The organism is Cohnella thailandensis, from assembly GCF_014212135.1.
Classification (GTDB): Bacteria; Bacillota; Bacilli; order Paenibacillales; family Paenibacillaceae; genus Cohnella; species Cohnella thailandensis.
The window spans coordinates 126683-149320 of record NZ_JACJVQ010000004.1 but is presented as its reverse complement, the minus strand read 5'-3'; the positions used below and the strand labels follow the sequence as shown (position 1 = coordinate 149320).

Annotated in this window: 25 protein-coding genes; 7 read left to right on the top strand and 18 right to left on the bottom strand. The window is 54.6% G+C overall.

What is annotated here, in order from left to right:
• Positions 1-157: 157 nt before the first annotated feature.
• The 3 genes from H7B67_RS04820 to H7B67_RS04810 form a co-directional block, all read right to left on the bottom strand.
• Positions 158-775, bottom strand: a complete 618-nt coding sequence (locus H7B67_RS04820) for a polysaccharide deacetylase family protein (RefSeq protein WP_245364088.1) — start codon at positions 773-775, stop codon at positions 158-160.
• Positions 776-842: 67 nt separating this feature from the next.
• A complete protein-coding gene (locus H7B67_RS04815; protein ID WP_185118663.1) occupies positions 843-1691 on the bottom strand; it encodes an SPL family radical SAM protein in 849 nt (282 codons plus the stop codon).
• 29 nt (positions 1692-1720) lie between these two features.
• On the bottom strand, positions 1721-2590 hold the full coding sequence (locus tag H7B67_RS04810) for a LysR family transcriptional regulator (protein WP_185118662.1): 870 nt from the start codon (positions 2588-2590) through the stop codon (positions 1721-1723).
• Between the two features lie 131 nt (positions 2591-2721).
• Here H7B67_RS04810 and H7B67_RS04805 point away from each other — a divergent pair, with 131 nt between their 5' ends.
• Positions 2722-3657: an NADP-dependent oxidoreductase gene (locus tag H7B67_RS04805; RefSeq protein WP_185118661.1), complete on the top strand. Its 936-nt coding sequence runs from the start codon at positions 2722-2724 to the stop codon at positions 3655-3657.
• Between the two features lie 63 nt (positions 3658-3720).
• On the opposite strand, the gene H7B67_RS04800 is transcribed toward H7B67_RS04805, so the two are convergent.
• Entirely contained in the window at positions 3721-4314 is a 594-nt protein-coding gene (locus H7B67_RS04800) for a TetR/AcrR family transcriptional regulator (RefSeq protein ID WP_185118660.1), read from the bottom strand.
• A 194-nt stretch (positions 4315-4508) separates the two neighbouring features.
• On the opposite strand from H7B67_RS04800, the gene H7B67_RS04795 reads away from it, so the two are divergent.
• Positions 4509-5252 carry an SDR family oxidoreductase gene (locus tag H7B67_RS04795; RefSeq protein WP_185118659.1) on the top strand — a complete coding sequence of 248 codons (744 nt, stop codon included), beginning with the start codon at positions 4509-4511 and terminating at the stop codon, positions 5250-5252.
• Positions 5253-5302: 50 nt separating this feature from the next.
• Here H7B67_RS04795 and H7B67_RS04790 read toward each other — a convergent pair whose 3' ends face one another.
• The 3 genes from H7B67_RS04790 to H7B67_RS04780 all read right to left on the bottom strand — a co-directional run bounded on the left by H7B67_RS04790 (position 5303) and on the right by H7B67_RS04780 (position 8116).
• The gene (locus H7B67_RS04790) at positions 5303-5782 is read right to left on the bottom strand and encodes an anthrone oxygenase family protein (protein WP_185118658.1); all 480 of its coding nucleotides are present in this window, start codon (positions 5780-5782) and stop codon (positions 5303-5305) included.
• Between the two features lie 74 nt (positions 5783-5856).
• Complete coding sequence (locus tag H7B67_RS04785) at positions 5857-6930, bottom strand: Gfo/Idh/MocA family protein (RefSeq protein ID WP_185118657.1); 1074 nt, start codon at positions 6928-6930, stop codon at positions 5857-5859.
• A 22-nt stretch (positions 6931-6952) separates the two neighbouring features.
• Positions 6953-8116 carry a Gfo/Idh/MocA family protein gene (locus H7B67_RS04780; RefSeq protein ID WP_185118656.1) on the bottom strand — a complete coding sequence of 388 codons (1164 nt, stop codon included), beginning with the start codon at positions 8114-8116 and terminating at the stop codon, positions 6953-6955.
• A gap of 130 nt (positions 8117-8246) precedes the next feature.
• Here H7B67_RS04780 and H7B67_RS04775 point away from each other — a divergent pair, with 130 nt between their 5' ends.
• Both H7B67_RS04775 and H7B67_RS04770 read left to right on the top strand, forming a co-directional pair.
• Positions 8247-9125 carry a helix-turn-helix domain-containing protein gene (locus H7B67_RS04775; RefSeq protein ID WP_221468672.1) on the top strand — a complete coding sequence of 293 codons (879 nt, stop codon included), beginning with the start codon at positions 8247-8249 and terminating at the stop codon, positions 9123-9125.
• A 291-nt stretch (positions 9126-9416) separates the two neighbouring features.
• Positions 9417-12212: an endo-beta-N-acetylglucosaminidase gene (locus H7B67_RS04770; RefSeq protein ID WP_245364089.1), complete on the top strand. Its 2796-nt coding sequence runs from the start codon at positions 9417-9419 to the stop codon at positions 12210-12212.
• A 61-nt stretch (positions 12213-12273) separates the two neighbouring features.
• Here H7B67_RS04770 and H7B67_RS04765 read toward each other — a convergent pair whose 3' ends face one another.
• Positions 12274-12741: a MerR family transcriptional regulator gene (locus H7B67_RS04765; protein WP_185118654.1), complete on the bottom strand. Its 468-nt coding sequence runs from the start codon at positions 12739-12741 to the stop codon at positions 12274-12276.
• Positions 12742-12913: 172 nt separating this feature from the next.
• On the opposite strand from H7B67_RS04765, the gene H7B67_RS04760 reads away from it, so the two are divergent.
• Together H7B67_RS04760 and H7B67_RS04755 are read left to right on the top strand one after the other, a co-directional pair.
• Positions 12914-13765 carry an aldo/keto reductase gene (locus tag H7B67_RS04760; RefSeq protein ID WP_185118653.1) on the top strand — a complete coding sequence of 284 codons (852 nt, stop codon included), beginning with the start codon at positions 12914-12916 and terminating at the stop codon, positions 13763-13765.
• A gap of 88 nt (positions 13766-13853) precedes the next feature.
• Positions 13854-14594: a class I SAM-dependent methyltransferase gene (locus tag H7B67_RS04755; protein WP_185118652.1), complete on the top strand. Its 741-nt coding sequence runs from the start codon at positions 13854-13856 to the stop codon at positions 14592-14594.
• 2 nt (positions 14595-14596) lie between these two features.
• On the opposite strand, the gene H7B67_RS04750 is transcribed toward H7B67_RS04755, so the two are convergent.
• The 10 genes from H7B67_RS04750 to H7B67_RS04705 all read right to left on the bottom strand — a co-directional run bounded on the left by H7B67_RS04750 (position 14597) and on the right by H7B67_RS04705 (position 21619).
• Complete coding sequence (locus H7B67_RS04750) at positions 14597-15643, bottom strand: HAMP domain-containing sensor histidine kinase (protein ID WP_185118651.1); 1047 nt, start codon at positions 15641-15643, stop codon at positions 14597-14599.
• A 46-nt stretch (positions 15644-15689) separates the two neighbouring features.
• Complete coding sequence (locus tag H7B67_RS04745) at positions 15690-16376, bottom strand: response regulator transcription factor (RefSeq protein ID WP_185118650.1); 687 nt, start codon at positions 16374-16376, stop codon at positions 15690-15692.
• Position 16377: 1 nt separating this feature from the next.
• Complete coding sequence (locus H7B67_RS04740) at positions 16378-16965, bottom strand: class I SAM-dependent methyltransferase (RefSeq protein ID WP_185118649.1); 588 nt, start codon at positions 16963-16965, stop codon at positions 16378-16380.
• A 309-nt stretch (positions 16966-17274) separates the two neighbouring features.
• Positions 17275-18348, bottom strand: a complete 1074-nt coding sequence (locus tag H7B67_RS04735) for an NAD(P)H-dependent flavin oxidoreductase (protein WP_185118648.1) — start codon at positions 18346-18348, stop codon at positions 17275-17277.
• Positions 18349-18364: 16 nt separating this feature from the next.
• Complete coding sequence (locus tag H7B67_RS04730) at positions 18365-19135, bottom strand: ABC transporter permease (RefSeq protein ID WP_185118647.1); 771 nt, start codon at positions 19133-19135, stop codon at positions 18365-18367.
• Positions 19136-19894, bottom strand: a complete 759-nt coding sequence (locus H7B67_RS04725; RefSeq protein ID WP_185118646.1) for an ABC transporter ATP-binding protein — start codon at positions 19892-19894, stop codon at positions 19136-19138.
• A 17-nt stretch (positions 19895-19911) separates the two neighbouring features.
• Positions 19912-20262, bottom strand: coding sequence for a DUF1048 domain-containing protein (locus H7B67_RS04720; protein WP_185118645.1), 351 nt, complete (start codon positions 20260-20262; stop codon positions 19912-19914).
• Positions 20263-20273: 11 nt separating this feature from the next.
• Positions 20274-20621, bottom strand: coding sequence for a DUF1048 domain-containing protein (locus tag H7B67_RS04715; protein ID WP_185118644.1), 348 nt, complete (start codon positions 20619-20621; stop codon positions 20274-20276).
• A complete protein-coding gene (locus H7B67_RS04710; RefSeq protein WP_221468675.1) occupies positions 20618-20926 on the bottom strand; it encodes a PadR family transcriptional regulator in 309 nt (102 codons plus the stop codon). Before H7B67_RS04710 ends, H7B67_RS04715 begins: the two co-directional genes overlap by 4 nt.
• A gap of 270 nt (positions 20927-21196) precedes the next feature.
• Positions 21197-21619 (bottom strand): Lrp/AsnC family transcriptional regulator, encoded by a 423-nt coding sequence (locus H7B67_RS04705; protein ID WP_185118643.1) that lies wholly within the window; start codon positions 21617-21619, stop codon positions 21197-21199.
• 145 nt (positions 21620-21764) lie between these two features.
• On the opposite strand from H7B67_RS04705, the gene H7B67_RS04700 reads away from it, so the two are divergent.
• A complete protein-coding gene (locus H7B67_RS04700; protein ID WP_185118642.1) occupies positions 21765-22586 on the top strand; it encodes an alpha/beta fold hydrolase in 822 nt (273 codons plus the stop codon).
• Positions 22587-22638 lie beyond the last annotated feature (52 nt).

The window sequence follows — 22638 nt, the reverse complement described above, 5'->3', positions numbered from 1 at the left end:
CACAATTATATGGACTCTACTAATCTTTGACGATTAAACATGAAATTTCATGTTTAACATCGTTTTCCGGACCCTGCCGCGAAAATAGACATGAAAAATCATCTATAATCTAAAAAACGGAGACAACCCGCCAAGGCTGCCTCCCCTTCCTCCAATATCAATCCGCCATCGCCAGCAGCTCGCTGACGGTAACGAACCGGTAACCCTCGGCCGAGAGCTCCTCGACCAGAATCCGTACGGCTTCCACGGTTTGAGAGCGATCCCCGTTCCCGTCATGGAACAGGAAAATCGCCCCCGGTCCCACGGTCGGTCTGGTCCTCTCGAGGATATAGTCGACGCCCGGCTGCTCCCAGTCCCGGGTATCCGGATTGCAGGCTCCGATGCTTACGTAACCGAATTCGGACGCAAGTCTAAGGATCCGATCATCGCAGGCAAAATACGGCGGTCGGAACGTTCGTACCGGAAGGCCGGTTACCTCCCGAATCCTCTCGTCCGTCCGACTCAGTTCCTCGCGGGCTTCCTCCAAGGTCTGTTCGGTCAGCCGAGGATGCGAGTAGGTGTGATTCCCGATTTCGTGGCCCTGGGCATGGACGGCCCGAGCGGTCTCCTCATTTTCCTCTATTTTCGAACCTATCATAAAGAACGTCGCTTTGCCCCCCGCCTTGCCGAAAATCTCCATTATTTGCGGGGTATAAACGGCATTCGGCCCATCGTCGAACGTGAAGGCCACCGCTTTCTCCTTGCCCGGAACCGTATGCCGCATAACCGTCTCCATCGACTCTCGCTTCCCCTCTTGCGCATTATAGAAGATACGATTGCATTCTCATCTTCGACACTCTGCGTCATCTCTCCTTCCCGCCGGGCGGATAAGCCTCCTCCTTGGAGACGTAAACCGTTCCGTCCGGGAAAAACCGCTTGAAGTACTTCTCCACCTTGAGGTGAATGTTCGGCTCGTACCAGTCCGACAGCTCGTTCTCTTTGAATAAACCTGGCATTCCAAGGCGAGCGGAGCGCTTGCCCATCATCCCGTCTCCAATGCTCAACGTATCGATCCAGATTCGGTCCGCCGCTCCGTCCAAGAGCTTGGGAAAGTCCGGCGTAAACGGCAATACGGGGGAAATCGCGGCTTGGGTGGCGATCCCCGCATCGCGGACTTCCTTCATCGCCTTCAACCTCAATTGGATTCCCGGAGCAGTCGGAGCGAAGATCCGCTTCACGTCCTCGCGATCCGTTTCTACCGTCATGGACACGAGCACTTCGCATTGCTCTTTAAGCTTCGCCAGCAGATCGATGTCCCTCGAGACCAGCGGGCTTCGCGTTTGGACTTGCAGAAAATCCGGCGGATTCTCCGTCATGGCTTGAAGGATCGCCCTCGTGATTTCCGCCTTGCGTTCGATCGGTTGATAGGGGTCGGTCGCGGACGACATAAAGAGATTCACCGGCTTGCCTTTGCGGCGAAGGGCCGCGACTTCATTCCGATAATTCTCAGCCGCGTTCGTTTTGACGTCCACCCACTCGCCCCACGGAACCTCCCGGAACCGTTGAATCGGCATCTCCCTGACGTAGCAGTACTTGCAGGCGAACGCGCAGCCGCTATATGGATTCAAGGAGTGGGTGAACCCGACATCCAAGTAGCCCGTCGCTTCGCTCAGGATTTTCTTCGATAGAATCTCTTTGATCTCGATGGCCATTCGCTGATCACCGCCTCCGTTTTCCCCTTTTAAGCGACTTCAAAAAACCGGACGACATAATCGATAAACCGATGAGCGGCCTTGGAGAGATAACGCTTGTTATTCCAAACGAGTTGAAAATGGCGCTCGCAGACCGGATCGGCGATGGACAACAGATGCAGCGGGGTTTTGGGCCCTCCGCAATTGCCGACGAGCGCGACGCCGAGTCCCGCGGAGACAAGCTTGGCGATGGACGGCGCGTCGTCCACTCTGCAGATGAAGTTAGGCGACAGACCGGCAGCGCGAAGGAACCCCTCGTTCATGACCTGAAAATGAAAGCCTTCTTTGTAACCGATAAACGACTCGTTCGCCACTTCGTATAAGCTGACGCTCCGCCTTGCCGATAACCGGTGCCCGGGAGGGACGGCCAAATAAACCTCCTCGTTCAAGACGGACTTCGAGCTGAAATCCGGTCTCTTCAACGCGCAAGGAGTAAAGCAAATATCCACCTCTCCAGATTCGATAAGGCGAGTCATCTCGTTCATGGAAGCTTGCGTGATGCGGAAATTCACGTTCGGATAAAGACCGACGAAGGCGTTGAGAGGCTCGGACAACCGTTCCAGCGTCGGCGTCGCCAAGTGAATGCTTCCCTGCTCCAAGCCCGCGAGATCGGCCACTTCCCTCTGCCCTTCTTCCAGCAGGTTCAGCGCCCCCTCCACTTTCTGCAGAAACGCCTTGCCGAACGTATTCAGCCGAATTTGCCTGCCTTCCCTGTCGAAGAGAGGCACCCCCACGTCCTTCTCCAGCCGGGCGATCGTCTTGCTCAGCGCGGGCTGCGCGATTCTTAGCTCCAGCGCCGCCTTCGACATATGTTCCAACCGGGCAACCGTGCGAAAATAGTGCAGCTGCAGAAGCTCCATCGTCACCCTCCTTATATACTCAAAGGAATATATCTTATGTGGCAAGATGTATTTTTATATATTGATTATCGGTTATAAAATGAAGCTGATCAAGTAGAAGGAAGCCTACGAAAACCAAGGGGGAAAATCAAATGAGAGCTGCGGCGTTTACGAAGTTCGGAGGGCCGGAAGTGTTGAGAGCGATGGAGCTCCCGGAGCCGCACGCGGGTCCGGGGCAAGTCCGCGTTCGCGTGATGGCGGCCGGAGTCCAGCATTATGACTGTTCGATTCGGAGCGGCTGGACTCCGTCTTATGGAGTAACGGTGTCGTTCCCTCAGATTCCGGGGAACGAATTCGCGGGCATCGTCGACGAGGTCGGGGAGGGCGTAACCGGCTTCCCGGTCGGCAGCGAGGTGCTTGGCTTCTCCATACTAAATAGTTATGCCGAATACGTGGTCGTCGGCGCGGATCAGATCGCCCCGAAGCCGCGGAGCATGTCTTGGGAAGCGGCCGGCGGGCTGACCGGCAACGGCCAGGGAGCTCACATCGCCTTTAAGGCGATAGGCGTCGGCCCCGGCGATACCGTCCTGATCAACGGCGCGGCGGGATCGCTAGGCTCCATCGCCGTCCAGCTCGCGAGAGAGTGGGGCGCGGGGAAAGTGATCGGCACGGGGAGCGAGTATAACCACGATTATATCCGATCGCTAGGAGCCGAACCGATCACGTACGAGGAAGGATTGGCGGATCGGCTCCGGAGGCTCGCCCCGGACGGAATCGACTGCGCATTCGATACGGCCGGAGGCGAAGGGCTTGAGGCGGCCGTCGAACTCGTCGCGGACAAGAGCCGGATCTGCACCTTCTACGCGTACGATCGCATCGAGGAGCTGGGGCTCCGCATTGTCCGAGGCGAACGCACGGCCGCCCGCCTTGCGGAGCTGGCAGAACTTCATGTACAAGGCAAGCTTAGCCTTCATATCCGGCAGGTGTTCCCTCTGGAGCGCGCGGCCGATGCTCATCGGGCTATCGAGAGCCGTCATGGTCGCGGGAAGATCGTGTTGAAGGTGAACGGATATGAGTACATCCGGTAACCGTCTTCCGACGTTAACGGACATGAGAAACCATCGCGATTCGCGGACGTACGATCAGCAACGTCAGACTTCCGCGCAATAAATGTCGTGCCGCTTGAACAGCCTCATGGCTTGTTCCCCCATATAGGAAGGCGAATGCGGCATCCGGTTCGCGATCCACCACTCCACCGTTCCGACGAAAGCGGAAGCCGTGAACTGAATCGCGACTTCCGCGTCCATGTCTCGGTTAACTCCCTCCATATTCATCTGCTTCCGGATCAAATCCTTCGTAATTCCCAGCATGCATTCGCGAAACGCGGTCGTTTGCTGACTGGAGAGCATGGAAGAGAAAAATAGAAAATGGTTCTCGAAATAAACGAACAGAAACTTCAGCGCCTCCGCAGCTTCGGATAGATCCGTTATTTTTTGTTGGAAGGACTTATTCAGAGAACAAGCCGCGACCATTTGATTCAGATGATCCTCGATGCATTTTTCGAGCAGGTCGTACTTGTCCGCGTAATGAAGGTAAACGGTCGCACGGTTGACGTTCGCCTGATCGGCAATTTCGTTGATGGTGATCCGCTCGAATTCCTTCTTGGCGAATAGATCCAGGAATGCCCGGTTGATAGCCTCCTTCGTCCTTGTAATGCGACGATCATTCTTGACTTTGACCTCCATGGACAGGTCGCCTCCTAGCATTTATCGACAATTTGCGAATGAGTGTCGTATATGATACGGATCCGCGCGGATTAACGATTGATTCCTCTCCGTCGCTCTATATAATCATAATCAACGGACGTTAAATATACAACAAGCGTTGCGCAACGCTCTAGATAACACTCTTCAATTAATCATTCGGGAGACGATGACCTATGGAAAATATAAAATCGAAAGTGGTTGTATTGACCGGAGCGACCGGCGGAATCGGGGAAGCGATCGCGAGACTGCTGGCCCGTCACGGGGCTAAGCTCGTATTGACCGGAAGAAAGGAAGATCGGCTGCAAGCTCTTGCCGGCGAAATCGAACGGGACGGCGGAGAAGCGATTTTCCGGACGGCCGACGTAAGCTCGCGACAAGAGATCCAAGAAGTAGCGCAGGCCGCCTTGCAACAGTACGGACGGATTGACGTGCTGATCAACAATGCCGGCATTATGCCCAACTCCTTGCTGAACGAACGGAAGGTCGACGATTGGGAGCGCATGATCGACGTGAACATCAAGGGGGTTCTGTACGGCATCGCCGCGGTGCTGCCCGCGATGAGGGAGCAGCAATCGGGGCATATCATCAACGTATCTTCGCTAATGGGGCACAAAGTCGTTCCCGTAACGGCCGTGTACAGCGCGACCAAGCATGCCGTCCGGGCGATCACCGAAGGCCTGCGCCAGGAAGAATCGGCAGCCTCCCGCATTCGGGCCACCAACATCTCCCCGGGAATGGTGGCGACGGAGACGGCGATCGGCGCGCTTCCGCCCGAATACCAAAATGTCGCGACTCCGGGAAGCGGACTGGCTCTATCGCCCGACAGCGTCGCCAGGGCGGTCGCCTTCGCCATCAACGAACCCGACGATGCCGCCGTAAACGAGATTACGCTTCGGCCCACCTTGCAAGAGATCTGATAAAAAGGAAGCGCAGGCCGTCCCTTCCGGGCAGCTTGCGCTTTGCGTTCTCACCACTTGCGAATAGCGACGATAAAACAAACCAGAGCGGCGATTGAAGTAAGCGTACGAACATGATTCCACGGCATCCACCCGTTCAGGTAGTCTTGCCACGCCCGCGCTCCATTCGGGCTCCTTGGATCGGCAACGGCCAGAGTATCGTTGAGAGGCACATTAAAGACGACCGTAACCAGAAAGGCGCCAACGAATAGGAGCACACTGCCCGCAAGCACATAGGCGGAGCTAGGAGATCCTATCTTGAAGAATGAAGCTATTCCCAAAATGACGCTCAGAACGGTTGCGCCCATGAAAACCGCGATGAACAGGGATCGTACGATATCGGTATTGATAGTCTGCATGGCAGAAATGCTCTGTTCTGCCGGCAGGCGGGATAACGCGGTCATTACAAAGGTCGAGAAAGCGAAAAAGATGCCGGCCAGCAGCCCCGATCCGATTGCGGAAGCAAAAGTAAGATAATAAAGGATACCCATGGATATACCCCCCGATAGAAAGCCCCGACAACCGCACGGATCGTCGGGACTACGCCATAATCATCCTATTAATTCTAACTAATTTTAATAGCCATCGCTTGAGCTTTGAGACACAGCTCCGCCGCCAGGAATGCGTGATCCTGCGTCATCGCGTTCTCGGTCCGGTTCAAGCAATCCAGAATAAGCTCTCCGAAGAAGGGATACCCGATCTGTCCGCTCACCTGATAGTGGAATTCTCCCTCTTGATTGACCAGGTACACGTGATTGCCGGAGCTCTCCCGACCGATATCGATATACTTTCTCAGCTCGACGTACCCTTCCGTTCCCAAGATGACCGTGCGCCCGTCTCCCCAGACGCCTAACCCATCAGGGGTGAGCCAGTCCACCCGGAAGTAGTTCGTCGCGCCGTTATCCCCTAACAACGCGGCATCGCCGAAGTCGTCAAGCTCCGGATATTCGGGGCAGCTGTAGTTCGCGATCTTGCTGTGCAGCACCTTTGCGTTCTTGCATCCGGCGTAGAAGAGAAACTGCTCGATCTGATGGCTGCCGATGTCGCAGATGATCCCTCCGTAATGCTCCTTCCGGAAGAACCACTCCGGCCGCGACGGCGCATTCAATCGGTGCGGGCCGAAGCCCGTCACTTGAACGACCCGGCCGATGGCCCCTTGCTCGATAAGCTGACCGGCGTAAACGGCCGATTCGACATGCAGCCTCTCGCTGTAATAGACCATGTACTTTTTGCCCGTTTCGCGGACCTTGGCGCGAGCCGCCGCCAATTGCTCCAGGGTCGTGAACGGCGCCTTGTCCGTAAAATAATCCTTGCCCGCGTCCATCGCCCGCAAGCCTAACGCGCAGCGTTCGGACGTTATCGCGGCGCCGGCCACCAAGCGTACTTCCGGATCCTCGAGAACTTCCTTCTCGGAAGAAGCTATCTTCGCTTGAGGGTACTTGCTCTTGAAGGCCTCCGCTCTGGCGGGGTCGCGATCGTATACCCACTTCAGCGTAGCGCCCGCTTCCAGCAAGCCGTTCACCATGCCGTAAATATGGCCGTGGTCGAGCGCGACGGCCGCGATGACGAATTCTCCGGGCTTGACCACCGGGTTGGGCTTCCCCTTCGGGGCGTAGTTCATTCCGTCGTTCTTCTGCATGCCGATCGTCCCTCCGCGTCTGTTAATTGTCCTTCGCCTCGTAGCTGCTGCCGGTCGTGATGGCTTGCGGGGCGAAATTTTCCACATGGCCGCTTTTCTCATAGAAATGGGTCACGTTCCTCATTAAGCCTTCGCTCGTATAGAACGGATCGTCTTTGGCCAGAGGAAGGCTGACCTTCTCTCCCGTGCTCGCGGATTTATAGATGCTCATGATCAGCTCCAAGGTGCTCCGGCCGCTGTCGCCGTCGATCAACACCGGTTCTCCCGTCTCGATGGCGGATAGCACGTTGTCGATCTGCGCCGCGTGGCCTTCGTATGGAAGATCGGGCAGTCGCTCATGCAGATCGTGAATCTGCCCTTCCAACTCCGAGTTGCGCACGGGGAACCCGTTCGGCAGCGATGTCGAGGCCGTTACCTTCCAAGGCGCCGAGATGCGGGCATGCTGCCCTTGGAAAATAATCTGCTGCTCTTCTCCGTGATGGACCACCGAGCTCGTCAGCTGTCCCAGAGCTCCGTTCGGATAACGAAGCAGCGCGATGGACAGGTCCTCCACCTCCGCGTTATCGTGCGCGACATTGCTCATGAACGCTTGAACCTCGCTAGGACGACCCAGCATCCAGAGCAGCGCGTCGATATGATGAACCGCATGGTTCAGCGTGGGTCCTCCGCCTTCCTTCTCCCATGTGCCGCGCCACCACAAATCGTAATAGCAGTGCCCTCTCCACCAGAAGGAATCGACCTGCGCGTGAAGGATGGGGCCGGCCATTCCGCTGTCCAGCACTTTCTTCAGCTTCATGATCGGGTTCCGGAACCGATTCTGCGCGACGACGGACAGAACTTTGCCGTTCATCCGCGCGGCTTCGATCATGGCGTCGCATTCCTCAAGGGAAGAAGCCATCGGCTTCTCGACGAGGACATGGCTTCCCGCGTTCAGGAAATCGATCGTCGCCGGCGCGTGGGAATAAGGCGGCATGCACACGGACACGAGATCGATCCCGTCCCCGAGCAGCTCCTTGTAATCCCGGACAACCTTCGCTTCGAGTCCATATTGCTCTTTCCTGGCTTCGGCCTTCTCGGGATAAAGATCGCACAAGGCGACGACCTCGCAGCGATCCTTAAATCGCAGATACCCTTCGATGTGGCTCGACGAGATCGCTCCCGCCCCTATGATCGCTATCTTCAACATCGCTTCTCCCTCCAGGCAATCGGTCTTCCTACAAGGATAATAGCCTATCGGGGAGAATCGTTGTGCTCTTGCAAGGGGGAGAAAATAACGCTATATTGCGGTTATGAGGACGGATCGGCGGGAGGAGACCATGGTGCCGTTTGTTGCGATGAACTACAGCGAGGAGCCCCTGCATTTCGCCTATAAACGCAAGAGCGTCAACAACGAGCATCGGGAGACGTTCCATTCCCACCTTGGCGTCGAGATTCTGTACATCCATCAAGGCCGAGGGACCATGATCGTGGGCAACGTCCGCTACGAAATCAAGCCGGGCATGCTCTGCATTTTCCAACCCTATCAGCTTCATCACCTGCAGTTCGATTATTCGGAAGGTCAAGCGTTCGAACGCTCCCTTGCCATATTCGAGCCGACCCTGTTCGAAGCCTATTTCGAGAAGTGGCCCGCTCTCCATTCTTTCTTCGCCTTTATTTGCGAGGGCAAGCTGCCCTATCCCTGCCTTTATGGCGTCGATGTTTCCGATCTTCTGGACACGCTGTTCAACGATATGAACGACAAGCTAAGCTCGCTGTCCGAGACCGAGAGGCACGAAGAGGCTTCTTTGTTTCTCGTTCTTCTTTTTCGTGCCGTTAAGCAGTTATGGGAGAAATCGAGCGAGCAGGCCGCCGCCTATCCGGCTCGCCGCAAGCCTTACCCTGTGGAAAAGATGCTGAGCTGGATCGAGGCTAACTACACGGTTCCGTTTCGGCTGGAGGAGATGGCCAAATCCCTGCATCAGTCCCCTTATCACTTGTCCCACTTGTTTAAAGAGGCCACCGGAATCAGCATCACCGAGTATCTCGCCACCCGAAGGATTCACCAGTCCGTTCTATCGCTGACGACGACAAATAAACCGATCTCTCTCATCGCGGAGGAGATCGGCTTAACGAATTGCTCTTACTTCTGCAAGCTATTCAAATCCCGTATGGGAATCACGCCTCATCAGTACCGCAAAAAATGGGCGAAGCATTAAACCGCTATCCGAATTAGACTCCATGGACGCGTATGGAATTTCGTATCCAGCCTATTCGGCACGCCTAGCTGAATGCTCGCCTCCCCATGTGCTGTCTGCTTCGATTCTAGAGTGGATTGCGCTTTTTCTTTAGTTTGTCCACCAAATCTTTACTTTGACCTCTACATGAAAGGGGTTTCATATAATAGATTAGGGGGGAACCGAAAGGGTACCGTTTACGAAAGGGGGCCGGATGGAACCAACGGAGCAACGTACTTAGGAAGAAAAAACGCTGCAAAGGAGAATGATTCATTGAAGATCCGAGACAAGAAGAAGACTTGGTCCAAGTTCACCGTGCTCAGCGTTTCGACAGCCTTGTTCACAGCCGGCTTCCCGTTTACGGCGGCGGCCGGGGACACGTGGCCCTTCGCCGGAGACCAGGCGCAAGGGGCTAACCAGCCAAGCGTTCACGGCTACACGAGCGGCCATATTGCCGACTGGAGCCCCGAACGCGACCCTTACGCGGAAATGCTCCGCTCCCATGTCCCGCTTCAACGGCGGATCGCTCCTCTAGCTTCTACTCAGGCCAACCCGAATCTGGACCCGAACGTCCAAATGACGAACGTCAGCGGCGATTACGGGAATGCGTTTATCGAGAACGCTCCTTACACCAACAAATTCGCCCAATATCATTTTAACTTCTGGCAGTATGTCGATTACTGGTCTCCTTGGCACGGAACCGCCACGGCTTACACCCCTCCCGAATATTACGACGAGCTGGCCCAGAAGGATTGGCAGCAGAAATGGTTCGAGTTCGGCATGCTGAATATCCCGAACCCTACTTACACGGACGCGGCGCACAAGAACGGAGTGATGGCGCTGGCCGGCATCTTCTTCTCCAATAACGACCGCGGCCAGCAGACGTACAAGCAGATGATCGTTAAGGACAAGAAAGGCAACTACCCGGTCGCGGAAAAATTGATCGAGATGGCCAAGTATTTCGGTTACGACGGGTACTTCATCAATCAGGAGGAGCAGAATCCCAACGTCGCCACGGAGGATATTCCCGATTACGTCGGATTCATGAAAGCGCTTCAGGATGGCGGGCTGTACGTTCAATGGTACGACTCGCTGAACACGGCGACCGGCTCCAACACGTTCGCCCGCACCTTCAACGACAACAACATCTCGTTCCTCTACGACAAGGCCACGGGCAAGCAAGTGTCGCAGTCCTTCTTCTTCGATTACGGAATGGGGAACACCCAGATCAATTCGGCCGCCTCCTATCTGAACAACCTGAACGGCCAATACGGCACCGATTTCGACTTGAACGATGTCGGCTTTGCGGGCCTCGAAGCCGGACGCGACCGGTTCAAGAGCGTCAACGGCACCGCGCTGAAGAACAAGCTGGACGCAAGCGGCGTGCCGCGTCTCAGCCTGGCGACGCTCGGAGCGGACTTCGTGCACGCGGGTCTGGACGAGGATATGAACCTGAGCTGGCCGGTTCGGCATCGCGCGGAGAACGATTACCAGTGGATGACGGCCCTGCGCGAGCAGCTCTGGTGGTCCGGCCCGAACGTCGATCCGGCGAATACGGCGGTCTCCCGGACGAATACGGTTGCGGACGTGTATGCCGACAACCGGTATTGGCCGGGCATCTCTTCGGTCATCGCCGAACGCTCGGTCGTCGGGGGCGCGAACTTCTATACCGATTTCAACACGGGACACGGCCTCTCCTACTATCGCGACGGAGCGGTCTCGAACCCGGCCGAATGGTCGAACATGAGCCTGCAGGACGTGCCGGTCACCTGGCAGTGGTGGCAGGATACGGCCGGCAGCCGGCTCGCCGTCGACTTCGATTACGGTCCGGAGTACGACCTGGGAGATTCGGGCCGCCAAGCCTACGAGCAGATCGGCGCTTACAACGGAGGAAGCTCCCTTGTCGTCAGCGGCAAGCTGGACGCGGAGACGTTCCTGCGCCTGTATAAGACCGAGCTGAGCGTCAACGCGAACTCGAAGCTGTCGATCGCGTTCAACAAGCCGGATACGGACTCTTCCTCCATGCAGATCGGGCTGATCTTCGCCGATCGGCCAGGGGAGGTCGCGAAGGTTCCGGTTCCGAACAGCGGGGAAGCGACCGGCGGCTGGAGCACGGCCGAGTTGGACCTCGGCGCTTATGCGGGCCGATCGATCGCGGCCTTCGGCCTTGTCTTCGCTCCGGGAGACGAAGCCGCCAATGCGTACCAGATGAATATCGGGGAGATCCGGATCCATGACGGCTCCGCCGTACGCCCTGCCGCGCCGAAAGGCCTCGAGATCGAGGAAGCGTTCGCCGGCACCGGGGAAATGAACATCCGCTGGAACATGAACGACAACTACGGGACCGTCAAGCAGTACAACGTCTATGTCAACGACACGTTCGTCGGCGGCAAGTACGACGAGGTCTTCTACATCAAGAATCTCCCGGCCCTGTCCGGCACGATTAAAGTCGTTCCGGTCGGCGCGGACGGGCTGGAAGGCGAGGCCGCCGTTCTTCCGTTCGACCTGACGAAGACGGTGTCGGACGTTCAGGTCGAATCGACGGAGGACGGCAAGCTGACCGTCCGCTGGACCAACCCTTCCGAGCCCGCGGGCAATCTGAAGATCAACGTCGAATCGGTCCATTGGACGACGTCCAAGAAGCCGGTCAAGGAGAATAAGGTCGTATCCGCAAGCGCCACCTCCGTCACCTTCGACAAGATGCCGGTCAACGGGGACGAGTTCGTGGTGACGATCGCTCCCAAACGCGCGGACGCGGTGGCGGTGAGCGGCACGTTTATCGACAAAGTCGCCGAGCCTTATGCGGAAGACTGGTATTGGGAAGGCGATACGCTCCACCTGCCGATGCCGGAGACGAGAGACTGGCGATATCTGTACGTCTACGAGAACGGGGTACTCCATTCCTTCCCGACCACCTACGGCGTGGGGAATAAAGACCGGATCATCCGCGGACGGAGCACGAAGGCCAGCCTCGAATTCGCTTCGACGGCCGAGAACGTGTACGTGGCGCTGGAGGATTACGCGGGCAACCGATCGGAGCCGGTCGTTCTTAGAGGCGACGATCAATAAATCTTAGAAATAGCGGCACTCTTGGACAAGCAGAAAGTCCTTGGGTGCCGCTGTTTGATTCTCAGCTTCGCGCCATCGCATTCGCCTTCCGAACGGAGGGCGAGTAAAATACGTCGCCATGCATATGCTGAATGTTATCCCAGTTGCCGGGATTGGTCGTATCTGGAGAGCGGTGCTCCAGAATGGCCTGATATAGGGCGGTTTTTTGTTCCAAATGGGCAATGTGCCGTTTGGCTTCTTCGAGCTGGACGAGCGCCGCCTCTTTATGCTCCATCATGAGCGCGTAGCGTTGCGGAACGGTCGAATCTCCTTCGAGACAGAGATCGACGTACGTTTTAATGGCTTCAATCGGCATCCCCGACTGCTTGAGGCATTTAACGCCATGCAGCCAGTTGATCGATTCCTCGTCGAACATCCGAATGTTGTTTTGATCGCGCTGTACGCTCGGCACCAGGCCTTTGTCCGTGTAAAAGCGCACGGCGTGCTCGGTGAGTCCCGTTAGTAAGGCGGCCTCTTTAACCGTATGCATGCGTAACCCTCCTTGAAAAAAAGTTCAAAATACCACTTGCCTTCGTGTAACACGAAGGCGATAGGCTTATTTTAACGCAGATCGGCCGTAAGCGGAATTCCGGATGCGGTTCCCGAATTCCGGGGTACGCGCCGTTTGCTGTTATCTATTGAACAATGGGAGGAATTATTCAATGCAAACCGTAACCTTGAACAACGGAGTGAAAATGCCGATCATCGGCTTCGGTGTCTATCAAATTCCCGATGCTGAAGAATGCGAGAACGCGGTATATGAAGCGCTGACGGCCGGTTACCGCCTGATCGACACCGCCGCCGGTTATCTGAACGAAGAGGCGGTCGGACGCGCGATTAAACGCAGCGGCGTACCGCGCGAGGAGCTGTTCGTCACGACCAAGCTCTGGGTTCAGGATGCCGGCTACGAGAGCGCCAAGCTGGCGTTTGCCAAATCCCTGAAGAAGCTGCAGCTCGACTATCTCGACCTGTACCTTATTCACCAGCCGTTCGGCGATTACTACGGCGCATGGCGCGCGATGGAAGATCTGTACCGCGAAGGCAAGATCAGGGCGATCGGCGTCAGCAACTTCCTGCCCGACCGTCTGATGGACCTCATCGTGCATAACGAAATCGTTCCCGCGGTCAACCAGGTCGAAACGCATCCATTCTACCAGCAGATCGAGAGCGCGGCTTTTATGAAAGAGCAGGGAGTGCAGCACCAGTCGTGGGCGCCGTTCGCCGAAGGACTGGGTAACATGTTCGGCAACGAAGTGCTGGCCTCGATCGCGCAACAACACAACAAGTCCGTCGCCCAGGTCGTGCTGCGCTGGCTTGTTCAGCGTGAAATCGTCGTCATTCCAAAATCGGTGAGAAAAGAGCGAATCCTCGAAAACTTCGACATTTTCGATTTTGAGTTGAGTACGGACGATATCGAACGAATTTCCGCCCTCGATACGCGGGAAACTCTTTTCTTATCCTACCACGATCCGAAATTCGTCAAGATGCTGGGCACCTTGAAAGTCGATCTGTAACCCTTGATCCAACCGCAAACTGTAGGCGGTTAATGTTATTATATTTGGGGGTGTTTTATCTAACAGTGGGTTCGGGGAGGGCGTCGGCATGGACAAGAATTCTGTTTATCGAACAAACAGCTTCTATTGGGATACGCAAGGAAATGACTTCCTGAGAGCAATCGTTCTACCTTTTTACGGAGCGTTCGTCTCGGATGAAAAGTACCGGCTTTTTGGCGATGTCTCGGGGAAGAAGCTGCTGGAGATAGGCTGCGGAAACGGCCAATCCTTGCAATATCACGGGGAACGCCAAGCATCTGAGCTATGGGGTGTAGATCTATCGGAAAAACAACTCGAAAAGGCAGCGCAGCATTTGAAGGCTCGCGGTCTGTCGGCAAAATTAATCCGTTCTCCCATGGAGGAAGAATGCGGCATCCCCGCGGATTATTTCGACTTTGTATATTCCATTTATGCCATAGGGTGGACCACCGACCTCGAGGGTACTTTCCGCCGGATCGCTGCTTACCTTAAAAAAGACGGCGTATTTATCTTCAGTTGGTCTCACCCTATACACAAATGCGTCGTTGCAGAAAATAACAGGCTTGTTTTTAACAAAAGTTATTTCGATGAATCCTGGTACTCGGTGCCTCTTGATGAAGGCGAGCTAACCTTATCGGACCGTAAGCTGTCGACCTATGTGAACGCGTTGGCTAAAGCGGGATTTGTCATTGAGCAAATGATCGAGGAATCCGATGTTGAATTGATGCAATCGCGGGACGATAACAGCGATTTAGCTCAAAGAGCAAGGATGCTTCCAGTCACTTTCGTAGTCAAAGCAAGGAAGCTGTAGGTTTATTCCCGGCACTCAAGCAAGGGAAGTTCTAACGTAAATGCATAATGGCCATTATCATATTCGAGCGTCAGACGACCGTCTTGGCGTTCCGCAAGTTGCCTTGCAATTGCAAGTCCTAAGCCGGCACCCGCTTGAAGATGGGAATGATGCTCCATGTTCTCCGTCTTGTAAAATCGATCGAAGAGTTTGGCTTCTTGCTCCTTGGTGATCCGTTCTCCCTCGTTTGTTATGGTCAGATATACGGATGTTTGGTTAGAGGTTAGATGAACATCGATGAATTTAGGGGTTGTTGAATATTTGAGCGCATTCATCAGCAGATTATCTAGAATTCGAGCTACCTGCTCGGGGTCGATATGGACGGCTGCCTTTTGAATCCCGATCTGCGATTGAACAACGGCATGATGTTCTTCGGCAATGGGCACGAACTCGAACAAAACCTGCTCCAATAGCTCGCGCATATCCGCTCGTTGCTTCGCCAAAGTCATGTTCCCGGAAGTTAGCCGAGTGTAGATAAACAGATCGTCGATCAGCTTTTTTAACTGCTGGGCCTTGCTGAAGGCATTGTTTACGAAGCGATCGTATTCGTTCTCGTCTAAATAGGATCTTTGGCGAAGCAAATCCAAATAGCCGATCATGCTTGTTAGCGGAGTACGAAGATCGTGAGAAACGCCTGTAATGAGATTCATCTTAGATTCCTCCGCTTCTTTTTCCTTTATTTTCTGCGCGGCGAGGTGTTCGGCCATCTTGTTCATATTTCGGGCCAAAGCGCCTAATTCGTCTTCGCGAACAACGGGAACCCTATACTCGAAGTTACCTTTCGAGATAATGTCGAGCCCTTCCGAAAGAACCGAAAAATACTTAATAATACGTTTAGTAAGAAGATAGAAGAGAAGAAGAAAAATCATGGTAAAAACGGCTACCGATGCAACGACTAAGAACGGAATGTACTCAAGCTTTCCTTGAGCTGTGGTCGAATCAATCAACCGCCCGATGAACCCGATGACATACAAGCTAAGAAAATACGATAACACGATGGTCAGGACCATGGCCCCGAGAAAGGAGTACCGTACGCTCCGCCTAATTCCGAAATGCTTAGTTATCCATTTTATAACCAACACCCCATACCGTCTTGATGTATTCCGGCTTCCTCGGATTGAGTTCAAGCTTCTCCCGCAGATTTCGGATATGAACCATTACCGTATTGTCCGAATAACCGACTCGCTCTTTCCATACGGACTCGTAGATCGCATCGGCGCTAAATACATGTCCTGGGCTAGCCGCAAGCAAACGCAGGATTGCAAACTCTAAGGGCGTCAGCATGACCGGTTGGCCCCGGATCGATACAAAGTGCTTTGCCATGTCGATAACGAGCTCTCTAATGGCGATCTGGTCGTGTGCGGCGTCTTTCGCGGCGAGCATTCTCTGTCGCCTTAGCTGCGCCTTTACGCGGGCAATTAGCTCCATCGGGTTGAATGGTTTCGTGACATAATCGTCCGCGCCTGTCGTTAGCCCCATGATCTTATCCATATCTCCTTCCTTGGCGGAGAGCATGATAATGGGGACGGAAGATCTTTCTCGGATGCGCATGCATGCTTTTATGCCATCCATTCGCGGCATCATGACATCCAATATGATGAGATCTACTTCCCGCTGCTTAAGAACATCGAGCGCGTCCACTCCGTCGGAGGCTTCAAGGACCGAGTGACCTTCATTGCGCAAGTAAACGTGGATAACGTCCCTGATTTCCGTATCGTCATCTACGACTAGAATGACGCTCATTTTACTCTCTCCTAGAATGATGAAATTTATGGTTCGCCTTCCTACAAACATAAACAAACGCAGGGGGGATATTCAAGGGGACTGCCGAGATCCTTTCAATCTCGAAATGCTCCGCGAACAGTTTTCTCATTTGCAAAGAGTATTGAAAAGCGATCAATTTGCCTCCCGGCTTAAGCGCCTCTTGGCACTGCTGAACCAGTTGGAGCCGCATGATAGGGGAAAAGTTGTAAAAGGGCAGTCCGCTAAAGATGTAATCGACTTCTTGTACATTGTGCTTCTTCAGTTGGGCAACTAACCTCAATGCGTTGCTTTCCCTAATGAACTGGGGAAAATCCTGTTGAAGCCGTTCCCCCATCTCCTCCTCTTTCTCGAAGAGAATCACCTTGCTTTCAGGCCTTGCGCGTTCCGCGATTACACGCGTAATCGCGCCGGTGCCTGACCCTATTTCAACGATATTTCCAGCTTGCTCCCACTCGGCCGCCTCAACCATACGATTGGCTAAAAACCGCGAACTTGGAACGACGCTTCCGACATATTTAGGATTATGAATAAACTTCTTAAAGAAAAGAAGAGAATGATTCTTAAACATTTTATCCCACCTCATTGAACTGTTAGAAACAAGATCAGTTTAGATAAAACAACTTAGTTCCTGCTTAGGATCTTTCTGAAGAAATCCTGAAGATTCGGATCCGGAAAAATCGAGAAATAAAAAGAACTCGCCTTATTTAAAGGCGAATTCTTTTTTAATGAGAAATTGAATATAAAGGCGTTCATTCTCAGCAATTTAAGGCTATTAAACAGTGCATTGAGCAGTAAGGCAAGGACAGCGATCATGGCGCCAAAAACGATAGCAGGGAACAGCTCGGCGGGATCTGCTCCCTGTTGCTTTGAATCTCCATTAAAGAATTGCCTCGGCCTGAAGAATAATTTCCTTAACGATCTCGGCTGCGGTCTGGCCGGATGCGAGCATTCGCAGTCCCTGCCCCGCCCAAAGCGACATATATTCCGGGTTGTTCTGCTTAGCGGATTCATTGCGAATATCTCGCGTAACGGTATTCTGAGTAGGGAAGGGAAGCGGCGGGATTCCGTTCGTCGACCAAATCTCGGTGAACTTGTTGGCAACCCCTCTTGCCGGTCGGCCGGAAAAGGCGGTAGTCAGAACCGTGCTTTCTTCCGTACTCGTTAGCAATCTGCGCTGGTAGGCCGGATGAGCTCCCGATTCGAGAGCCGTCAGGAATCGCGTTCCAAGCTGTATGCCCTGCGCTCCGAGCGCCAGCGAAGCGACGAGGCCGCGGCCATCCATTATGCCTCCTGCCGCTACGACCGGTATTCTTACTCGATCGGCAATTTGCGGGACAAGCGCCATGGTGCCGATATTGGCTCCTAACGGACGGTTAGCAAGGTCGAACGTCCCGCGATGACCTCCCGCTTCGCTGCCTTGGGCCACGACCGCATCGGAGCCGGCCCGCTCCGCCAAGATCGCTTCGTCGACTGTCGTTACCATAGTAACGACCTTAATATTCGCTTGTTTGGCTTGTTTCATGAAGGGCTCGGGAAGCACGCCGAACGCCGTGCTGATGACGGGAACGCGTTCCTCCAACAACACGGAGAACTGCTCTTCGAAATAATCCGGCGAACGCGCCTCTTGGTCGGCGATTGGCTTTAACCCGAGACTCGACCGTATTCGGTTTAGTTCATGCTGGACTTCTGCCGTTCTCCGATTATCGTCGGATACCGATAGGCTGAACAGGTTGACGCCGAACGGCTTCTCCGTAGTCTCGCGAATGGTCCGAATGGCGTCCCGTATTCCATTAGGCTCCATATAGGCAGCTCCCAGAGTCCCTAAACCGCCGGCATTCGAGACCGCCGCCGTTAAGGCGGCTGTCCCCGGCCCTCCCGCCATTCCAGCAAGGAAGATCGGATATTCGATGCCGAATAGCCGACACGCTTCGGTTTTAAGCGAAATAGTCATGCCCTTCCCTCCATTTTTACGCCGCTTGCCGTTTGAATGCGCGCACCGCAAACAGATAGGCGACGATCAATATCCCTAAGCACCACGCAAGCGCGATCCATATCTCGTTGCCCACCGGCTGTCCGGACAGCAGCGCGCGGATAGCTTCCACGATCGAGGTCACGGGCTGGTTCTCGGCGAAGGCGCGAACGACCTTCGGCATCGAATCGGTCGGCACGAACGCCGAGCTGATGAAGGGCAGGAAGATAAGCGGATAGGAGAACGCGCTTGCGCCTTCCACCGATTTGGCTGTCAGTCCGGCAATCGCCGCAACCCATGTCAAAGCCAGCGTAAACAACAGGAGGATACCGGCTACGGCAAGCCAAGGCAGGACCCCTGCAGACGAGCGGAAGCCCATAACGAGCGCTACCAGAATAATAACGACAAGAGAAATGGCGTTGGATACCACCGAGGTCAGCACGTGTCCCCACAGCACGGCGGAACGCGCAATCGGCATGGTGTGGAACCGCTCGATGATGCCCCGTTGCTTATCCAGAAACAAGCGGTATGACGTATAGGCTATACCGCTTGCAATAGCGATCAGCAGGATACCGGGCAGCAGGTAGTTCACGTAGTTATCCGTGCCGGCTTGAATGGCGCCGCCGAACACGTAGACGAACAGCAGCATCATCGCAATCGGAGTGATACAGACCGTGATGATGGTGTCCATGCTGCGGAAAATATGACGCATGGAACGTCCAAGCATAACGCTCATGTCGCTGAAAAAGTGATTCTTTACCGTCTCCATTTACATGGCCTCCTTCTTGCCGACGATGGCGAGGAAGATCTCCTCCAACGACGGCTGTTTCTCCACATATTCCACCTTCGCTTGCGGGAACAGCTTCTTCAGCTCCGAGAGCGTGCCGCTCGCGATTATTCTGCCTTCGTGCAGAATGGCGATTCGGTCGGCAAGCTGCTCCGCCTCCTCCAAATACTGCGTGGTCAGAAAGATCGTCGTGCCGCCGCCCGACAGCTCCTTGACGGTCTTCCATACCTCGATGCGCGCCTCGGGGTCAAGTCCGGTCGTCGGCTCGTCGAGGAACACGATCTTCGGTTGGCCCACAAGGCTCAAGGCGATGTCGAGCCTGCGGCGCATGCCGCCCGAATAAGTAGATGCCTTTCTATCCGCGGCATCTGTCAAGCCGAAGCGTTTAAGCAGATCGTCCGCAACCTGGCGCGGATTTTTAAGATGCCGCAGCTTGGCGATCAGGATAAGATTCTCCCGCCCGGTCAGTATCTCGTCCACGGCGGCGAATTGCCCGGTCAAACTGATCGATTGCCGCACATGGTCCGGCTTGGACGCAACATCGAATCCGCCCACGGTAACGATTCCGTCGTCTTGCTTGAGCAGCGTGGTAAGGATTCGGATCATCGTCGTCTTGCCCGCGCCGTTGGAGCCGAGCAGGGCGAAAATGCTGCCCTTCTCCACCTCGAAATCCACGCCCTTCAGAACATGAACTTGTTTATAGGACTTTCTCACGCCTTTCACTTCGATTGCTTTTTCCATCTCGATATCCCCCCTCTTTACCTTTTTTTATCCGTAACCTTTTTCATGGCCTTGCTAACGGCTTGATTAACGGATTCTTGATAGAGGTCGGCGTAAGTTTTGGAATCTTTGATGAGATCGTCGCAGAAGGCCGCTACGTCTCGGCCCGTCACTTCGAGCACGCCTTTCCCCGAGGCCGCTCCTTCTTCGAATAGATCGACAATCCCCGAGAGCAAACCCGTCCCTTCGGTTAGCTCGACAGGGCCGACCTTAAAGAGGTATTTTTGAATCTCTTTATAAACGATCTGATAATCCTGCGGGAGCGCTTTGACGCGCGCCACGTGCGCTCGCCACTCTTTTTTGCCTTCGATGATATCTCTTATGCTCATTCGATTCCCTCCTATTTGCCTAATTTTTTGGCGATATTCTTGTTGAGCTGCTCGCGCCACTTGTCGCGGTAAGACTTTGCCCCTTCTTCGCCGGCCAGCGCCGAGCAGAAGCCTGGGATATCGTCGCCCAGTACCTCTTGGATACCCTGGCCGTCCGCCGCCGCTTCTTCAAGGAGACCAAGCACGCCGTCAAGAATGGGCATGAGGTTGCGGCCGGTGAAATCGGAGTGCTGCCAAATATTTGCATTCACTTTTTTCCATGCTTCTTGATAATCGGCCGGCAGCTTTTGGACTCGCGATTCGAAAGCCTTCATTTCCTTCGTCATGTCACTGCCGGTAATTTTCTCCCAAAAGTTCATTTGTTCTCCTCCTTTAACTCGTTCATTTTCGATGAGACGAACTCCCACTTCTCCCAGAACCTCCGCAGCTCCTCGCGCCCGGCATCGTTGATGGCGAAAAACTTTCGCGGCGGTCCCATGTCGGAGGGCTTCTTGGTGATCTCCACCAGTTTATTCTTTTCAAGCCGGATCAGTATGGTGTAGACCGTCCCCTCCACGACATCCGAGAAGCCGAGGGCGTTCAGCCGCCGCGTGATTTCGTAGCCGTAGGTTTCATTGCGGCTAATAATTTCAAGGACGCAGCCCTCCAGCACCCCTTTGAGCATTTCCGTTAGATTCTCCACCACAATCACTCCTTGCTACTCTGTATAACAGGTATGCAGTGTTACTTACTACTGCTATAAAGTAACACGTAGTAGCTGCCATGTCAATAGCATTTGCTCTGCAAAGGATTTTATATGCACGACTATCCTGCCTGCCTATTCGTTCAATGAAAACGGCAGCCGATCATCTAGCCGGCTGCCGTTGCGTCAAATAGTAAAAATTCGATCAAGAAAACAACAAACCCGCAATAAGCGCGTTTCCCGAGCGCGAGTTCAGATCAGGCTCTTATCCTCAAATCGCGTGGAAAGAACGACGAGGGTCGACGAGAAGCCGAACGCGTTGCAGGCTTCGAGGAAGCTCTCCAAGGTCTCGCCGGATTCCGTCACTACCTTCAATAAATAATTGTACTCCCCGCTGGTCCGGTAGAGATCGACGATCTCGGGCGCCGCTTCTGCGAAGGCTTCGAATTTCTTGCAATCGTTCGATTTGAACAGCACGAACGCGGTCGTATGCTTCCCGAGCTTAGACGGAGAAAGCTTCGCCCGGTAGCCCGATATGACTCCCCGCTCCTCCAGCTTGCGGAGCCTTTCCGTTACGGCAGGCTGGGACATCGCGATATTCCGGCTCATCTCGGAAACGGGGATCCTCGCATTCTCTTGAACGGCGGATAAGATTTTCAGATCGATATCGTCCATGGTTCGGGCACCTCGTTTAGGAAGGTTAGGGTTGAATAACGATGAATTTAAGGTTTCAAGCCCCGAATTCCTTAAACATCTTATTTAAGATAGTAAGCGGATTGCAATAAAATGTCACTAATAACCAGCGAGGGAGCGGAGAGCAATGACAGGGTACGAAGCGATAGCGGCAAATGGGGTAGATTTCTTTACGACCGGCGACGGAGTCCGGATCGCCTATCGAATCGATGGTTCGGCGGAAAATCCGGTATTGGCGCTTGCGAACTCCATCGCCACCTCGATGAGCATGTGGGACGGCCAGATCGAGGAGTTGTCCCGGCATTTCCGCGTGCTGCGCTACGATTACCGGGGCCATGGCGCCTCGGATACGCCGGAAGGGCCGTATTCGTTCGACCGGCTGGGACGGGATGTCATCGAGCTGTTGGACTTCCTTAAGATAGAACGCGCGCATTTCCTGGGGCTCTCGCTTGGCGGCGTCGTCGGACAGTGGCTGGGCATCCACGCTCCCGAACGGATCGGGCGGCTCGTTCTGAGCAACACCTCCTCTTATCTTGGACCTGCCGATCAATGGGAAGGCCTCATCGCCTCCGTTCTTCAGCCGAACAGCCTCCCCGAAATCGCCGATAGGTTCATGAAGAATTGGTTCCCTTCGAACATGCTGGAGTCGGAGAACGAGCTCGTCGAGACGTTTCGCCGGATGGTTCTCGCCACCCGTCCGCAGGGCATCGCGGGAAGCTGGGCGGCGATCCGCGACATGGACATGCGCAGGACGGCCGCCTTGATCGGCCATCCGACGCTGGTCATTGCCGGACAGTACGATACCGTGACGCTTCCCGGCCATGGCGAGCTCATCGCCCGGACGTTACCGAACGCCAAGCTCCTCGTACTGCCGGCGGTTCACCTGACGAACGTCGAATATCCCGCCGAATTCCTCGGCGCCGTGATCGAATTCCTGCAAGCGGAATAAAGTACGGTCCCCTGGTTTGCCGGAGAGTAAGAGGTGTAATACTAAGCGAAAC